We start from the raw sequence: 239 nt of genomic DNA on the forward strand, positions 1-239 counted from the left end.
GAACAGGGTCGAGAACGCTCCCACGGTCTCATAGCCCAGCTCGGCCGAAACCGCTGTGACGGGCATGCCCGCAGCCAGCAACGGCAGTGCTGCGCAGATGCGGGCCTGCTGCCGCCAATGCACGAAGGACAACCCGGTCTGTGCAATGAAGAGGCGCGACAGCGTGCGGCTCGACGCGCCCGCCTCGGCGGCCCAGTCTTCCAGCGTGCGCGGGTCGGATGGGTCGGCCAGGATGGCGT

1 protein-coding gene is annotated in these 239 nt (G+C 69.0%); it reads right to left on the reverse strand.

The window, feature by feature from the left end; translation table 11 throughout:
* Window positions 1-239 (reverse strand): helix-turn-helix domain-containing protein (locus tag ACVA6Q_RS24905; protein ID WP_446649264.1); only part of this gene is annotated, 239 nt, incomplete at both ends.

This window comes from Vibrio sp. DNB22_10_4 (assembly GCF_052879755.1).